Origin of the sequence: uncultured Caballeronia sp. (genome assembly GCF_964243625.1) — a bacterium.
In the GTDB taxonomy this organism is placed as follows: Bacteria; Pseudomonadota; Gammaproteobacteria; order Burkholderiales; family Burkholderiaceae; genus Caballeronia.
The window spans coordinates 1-4,930 of sequence record NZ_CAXTGZ010000461.1 but is presented as its reverse complement, the minus strand read 5'-3'; the positions used below and the strand labels follow the sequence as shown (position 1 = coordinate 4,930).

The 4,930-nt window shown below is 62.4% G+C and carries 6 protein-coding genes; 3 read left to right on the top strand and 3 right to left on the bottom strand.

Annotated features, from left to right (window positions below; translation table 11 throughout):
* Nucleotides 1-701, top strand: a 701-nt coding sequence (gene trmB / locus ACFFAR_RS24690) for a tRNA (guanosine(46)-N7)-methyltransferase TrmB (RefSeq protein WP_375508625.1), incomplete at its 5' end; no start/stop codon positions are given.
* Nucleotides 702-788: 87 nt separating this feature from the next.
* Here trmB and ACFFAR_RS24685 read toward each other — a convergent pair.
* The 3 genes from ACFFAR_RS24685 to ACFFAR_RS24675 all read right to left on the bottom strand — a co-directional run bounded on the left by ACFFAR_RS24685 (nucleotide 789) and on the right by ACFFAR_RS24675 (nucleotide 2,648).
* Nucleotides 789-1,622, bottom strand: coding sequence for an undecaprenyl-diphosphate phosphatase (locus ACFFAR_RS24685; protein WP_061998879.1), 834 nt, complete (start codon nucleotides 1,620-1,622; stop codon nucleotides 789-791).
* Between the two features lie 82 nt (nucleotides 1,623-1,704).
* Entirely contained in the window at nucleotides 1,705-2,304 is a 600-nt protein-coding gene (locus ACFFAR_RS24680; RefSeq protein ID WP_375508624.1) for a DUF1439 domain-containing protein, read from the bottom strand.
* A 38-nt stretch (nucleotides 2,305-2,342) separates the two neighbouring features.
* Entirely contained in the window at nucleotides 2,343-2,648 is a 306-nt protein-coding gene (locus tag ACFFAR_RS24675) for a YkgJ family cysteine cluster protein (RefSeq protein WP_061998877.1), read from the bottom strand.
* 124 nt (nucleotides 2,649-2,772) lie between these two features.
* On the opposite strand from ACFFAR_RS24675, the gene hemN reads away from it, so the two are divergent.
* Nucleotides 2,773-4,146 carry an oxygen-independent coproporphyrinogen III oxidase gene (gene hemN / locus ACFFAR_RS24670; protein WP_174362934.1) on the top strand — a complete coding sequence of 458 codons (1,374 nt, stop codon included), beginning with the start codon at nucleotides 2,773-2,775 and terminating at the stop codon, nucleotides 4,144-4,146.
* Between the two features lie 117 nt (nucleotides 4,147-4,263).
* On the top strand, nucleotides 4,264-4,930 hold a 667-nt coding region (locus ACFFAR_RS24665), incomplete at its 3' end, for an efflux RND transporter periplasmic adaptor subunit (RefSeq protein ID WP_174362935.1).

Sequence of the window (4,930 nt, the reverse complement as noted above, 5' to 3'; positions counted from 1 at the left end):
CAACCGAAGGCGAGAATACGGCTGACGGCCGGCCGCACCGCCGTATCCGGAGTTTCGTGACGCGGGCGGGCCGGGTATCGACGGGACAACGTCGTGCGCTCGATGACTTCGGCCCGCGTTTTGTCGTGCCGTACACGCCGCAACCGCTCGATTGGGATGCTGCCTTCGGCCGGAGCGCGCCGCGCGTGCTCGAAATCGGCTTCGGCATGGGCGCGACGACGGCGGAAATCGCCACGGCACGTCCCGGCGATGCTTTTCTCGGCGTCGAAGTGCACGAGCCGGGCGTGGGCGCGCTGTTGAAACTGATCGGTGAGCAGGGCCTTGAAAACATCCGGATCGTCCAGCACGACGCCGTGGAAGTGCTCGAACACATGATCGCGGCGGAAAGCCTCGACGGCGTTCACATTTATTTCCCCGATCCGTGGCACAAGGCGCGGCACCATAAGCGCCGGTTGATACAGCCGGGGTTCGTCTCGCTGCTCGTGTCGCGGCTCAAGCCCGGCGGTTATCTGCATCTCGCGACAGACTGGCAGAACTATGCCGAGCAGATGCTCGAGGTGTTACTGGCGGAACCGGCGCTCGACAATACGTCCGATGCGGGTTATGCCCCGCGTCCGGATTATCGGCCGGTGACCAAGTTCGAACGCCGCGGGCTGAAACTCGGCCACGGCGTCTGGGACCTGGTGTTCAAACGCCGCTGACGTAGCGCATACCCCGCATCGCTGAAACAAAACAGGCCGATTCAACTGAAGTTGAACCGGCCTGTTTCCATATGCATGGGCAACCGCTTATTCAGCCCAGCTCAATCCGCCGCTGTATCCGACGATCAAGATCAGCAACCCGAAGCCGATCCGATACCACGCGAACGCCGTGAAATCGTGCGTGGCGACGTAGCGCAGCAGCCATCGGATACAAACGAACGCGCTGATGAACGCCGCCACCAGCCCGACCATGAAGAGCCCGAGCGAGTCCACCGTCAGGGACTTCCAGTCCCTCGCAAGCTCATACAACGTGGCACCGAAAATGATCGGGATCGCGAGGAAAAACGAAAACTCGGTCGCAACCTTGCGTTCCAGCCCGAACAACATTCCGCCGATGATCGTCGATCCCGAACGCGATGTACCCGGAATCAGCGCAAAGCACTGCGCGAGGCCGACCTTGAGCGCATCGGAATAACTGAGGTCGTCGACGGAAGTCACGCGAGGCGCGACATTCTTGTCGCGGTTGCGTGCCTCCGCCCACAGGATCACGAGGCCACCCACGATCAGCGCCACCGAAACCGGCACCGGCGCGAACAAGACAGCCTTGATGTGCTTTTCGAGCAGCAGTCCCAGCACGATGGCCGGAATGGTCGCAATGATCACGTTCAACGTGAACCGGCGTGCCTTGGGCTGCGTTGGAAGACCGGCCACGATTGATCCGATCTTGCGCCGGTACTCCCAGACAATGGCAAGGATCGCGCCGAACTGGATCACCACGTCGAACGTCTTCGCCTGGGCGTTCGTAAAGTTCAGCAAACTGCCGGCCACGATCAGATGTCCCGTGCTCGAGACCGGCAAAAACTCGGTCAACCCCTCCACCACGCCCAGAATCAGCGCCTTGCAAAACAGAATCCCGTCCATCGCTCCGCCCTTTCGCCATTGGTCGGCCGTTGCCGGCCGGTCGTTCAGGGCATGCCGCGAGCGGAAATGTCATCGAAAAAAACTATTTCTCGACGATCTGCACGCGTATGCCGTTTGTAAGGACGGTGATTGTACCGGGTTCGTAATTAACTCCGGCAAACTGTAATTGTTCGGGCTTGAACGTGTAGATGGGGTAGCGGTCGAGAAACTGCGTCGCCATGACCGCGCCGGCCGCGTTGATCTGCTGGGTGTATTGCGCGGCGTCGCCGGTGACCTGGGTATCGTCGACAGTCGGCGACATCAGGATGACCGAATGGCTGGCTGCGTCGTAGGCCAGTTGGCTGGACAACGTGAAGACGCCCGTCACGGGGTTCGGCATGAACGGCGTTGCCAGGCGGGCGTCCACCCGCACGGTGATGCGGTTGCGATCCGGTGCAAGGCCGACCAGCGGATTGGCGAGCGTGACATCGAATATCTGCGATGCCGTGCGCTGCAACGGAAACTTGCGCTGCACGGCGTCCTGTACTTCGGCGCGGCTGAACGTGTAGTGATCGGGGATGAACGGGAAAATGGATGCAGCGCGCGCCGGTTTGCCCGGCTGAGTTCCCAGCGCCACCGCGCCCGCGCCGCCCAGGGCCGCGAGCAGGAACCGGCGCCGCTTCGGCGCAACGGCTTGAGTCATGCGAAATTCTCCAGTGACTTGAATGAGCGTTCGACCGTTCAGACGCGCTCGGGTTGCTCAGGTTGTGTATCGATTTCGAGTTGCGTCAGCCAGGCGAGCGCGTAGCCGCGGCTGTCTCCACACATCGGTTCCGATGGCTGAAGGCCCGAGCAGCACGCGGGTCGGCGCGGATCGCCGAATATCGCGCAGCGCAGATCCTCTCCGAGCTGCACGCACCGTACGCCTGCCGGCTTGCCGTGAGGCATGCCGGGAATCGCGCTCGAAATGGACGGCGCGATGCAGCACGCGCCGCACGCTTCGCGGCACGCGTGGGCGGACATCTTCGGGTCGGGGACGGCGGCCATGGATCGGGCGTTTTTAAAAAGCGGCAACCCGGCATTGTGCCACTGGGTGACTGCGGCGATATCACGCAAGAATCGTGGAAATGTGTCGGATAGACTCGAACGATTCCATCACGGCCTGTCAGCAATGTCCCTCTTCCGCCCCGATCTGCTCACCAAATATGATGCGGCCGGGCCGCGCTACACGTCGTATCCGACCGCCGTCCAGTTCACCGACGCCTTCGATCGCGACCATTACAGGCGGGCGGCGGCGGACCCGGACGCGGCATCGGCGGATCTCTCGCTGTACTTCCATATTCCCTTCTGCGACACAGTCTGTTTCTATTGCGGCTGCAACAAGATCGTGACGAAGAATCGCGCGCACGGGAGGCCGTATCTCGATCGGATGAAACGTGAGCTTGCCTTGCAGGCCGCGTGCTTCGATACAACCCGCCCCATCACGCAATTGCACTGGGGCGGCGGCACGCCGACGTTTTTATCGCACGAGGAAATGGCCGAGCTGATGGTCGCGACCGGCGAGGCGTTCGATCTGCTTCCCGACGCGCAAGCGGAATCTTCCATCGAGATCGATCCGCGCGAGGCGTCGGCGGAGACCATCGGCGTGTTGCGCGATCTGGGCTTCAACCGCCTCAGCTTCGGCGTGCAGGACTTCGATCTGCGCGTGCAGCAGGCGGTCAATCGCGTGCAGCCTTTCGAGATGACCGAAGCAGTGATGTCGGCGGCGCGGGCGGAAGGCTACAAGTCGGTCAGCGTCGACCTGATTTACGGGTTGCCGCATCAAAGCGTCGAGAGCTTCAGCCGTACGCTCGATACGATCATCGGCCTCGCGCCGGATCGTCTGTCCGTCTTCGGCTACGCGCATATGCCGCGCCTTTTCAAGATGCAGCGGCACATCGATGCAAGCGCACTGCCCTCGCCCGCCGTACGTCTCGCGATACTCGAACGGGTCATCGAGAAGCTGACCGGGGCGGGTTACGTGTATATTGGGATGGATCATTTTGCGCTGCCCACCGATGAACTCGCGATCGCCCAGCGCGCCGGAACGCTGCAGCGCAATTTCCAGGGCTACAGCACGCAAGCAGATTGCGATCTGATCGGGCTCGGGGTTTCATCGATCAGCAAAGTCGGCGACGTCTACGCGCAGAACGCGAAGGACATGGCGGGATACGGCGAGGCCATCGACCGCGGTGAGCTGGCGATCACCCGCGGTGTGCGCCTTACCGCCGACGACCGGATGCGGCGCGACGTCATTACTCAGTTGATGTGTCAGTTCTCGCTGCGCTTCGACGCCATCGAGGCGGTTTATGGCATCCGGTTTCCCATTGCGTTCGCAAGCGAACTCGAACGGCTGAAACCGCTCGAAGCGGACGGGCTGGTCGAAGTCACAAACAGGGGCATCAACGTGCTCGCCGACGGACGCATGCTGGTGCGCAACGTGGCAATGATCTTCGATCGCTATCTCGCCGGTCATGCCGTGCAGCGCTTCTCCAGAACAATTTGATCCACTGCCGCATGGCCCTTGCAGCGCCCGCCTCCTCGCGATACCTTTGGCAACTTTGCCGCCCGTCGCCGTGAAACGCGCTATCGTGCGGCGTGCTCCACGCTCCACAGGCAGGCAATGCATTTATCCACAAAACGGGCAGGCGTCATTGCGGCTATCGTCGTCGTTATCTTGCTGGCGATCGGCGTTGTCCATTCGCTCAAAAAGCGCGCTGCGGCTGAAGCGCCGGCGACGCCGTCCGCTTCGGCCGATGAGTCGGTCATCGAATTCACGCCGGACGATCTCACCGTCGTCACGCGTCATACGCTGTCCGAAACGCTGCCGCTCACCGGGTCGCTGCGCGCAGTCACGCAAGCGGCAGTGAAGGCGAAGGTCGCGGGGTCGGCGCTGGATGTCCGGGCGCGCGAAGGCGATACGGTCAAGGCCGGACAAATCCTGACCACGATCGATGCGCGCGATTACGCCGCCCGCGCCGACCAGTCGCGCGGACAAATGGCCGCGATGGCCGGTCAACTGGACATCGCGAAACAGACGCTCGAAAACAATCGCGTGCTGGTGGAAAAGGGCTTCATATCGAAGAACGCCTTTGATACCGCTCAGAGCCAGTACGCCATCGCGGCCGCAAACCTGGCTGCGGCGCGGGCGGCGTTGTCGTCATCGAATTTGTCGGTGGCGGACACCATCGTGCGCGCGCCGTTCGGCGGGCAGATTGCTTCGCGCAACGTGGAGCCGGGCGAGCATGTGGCCGTGGACGCCAAGCTGTTCGATGTCGTCGATCTGACCC

What these genes read in the sequence shown, in the direction of transcription:
- ACFFAR_RS24685 (WP_061998879.1), bottom strand. Translation starts at nt 1,622, where the DNA reads ATGGACGGGATTCTGTTTTGCAAGGCGCTGATTCTGGGCGTGGTGGAG.
- ACFFAR_RS24680 (WP_375508624.1), bottom strand. Translation starts at nt 2,304, where the DNA reads ATGACTCAAGCCGTTGCGCCGAAGCGGCGCCGGTTCCTGCTCGCGGCC.
- ACFFAR_RS24675 (WP_061998877.1), bottom strand. Translation starts at nt 2,648, where the DNA reads ATGGCCGCCGTCCCCGACCCGAAGATGTCCGCCCACGCGTGCCGCGAA.
- hemN (WP_174362934.1), top strand. Translation starts at nt 2,773, where the DNA reads ATGTCCCTCTTCCGCCCCGATCTGCTCACCAAATATGATGCGGCCGGG.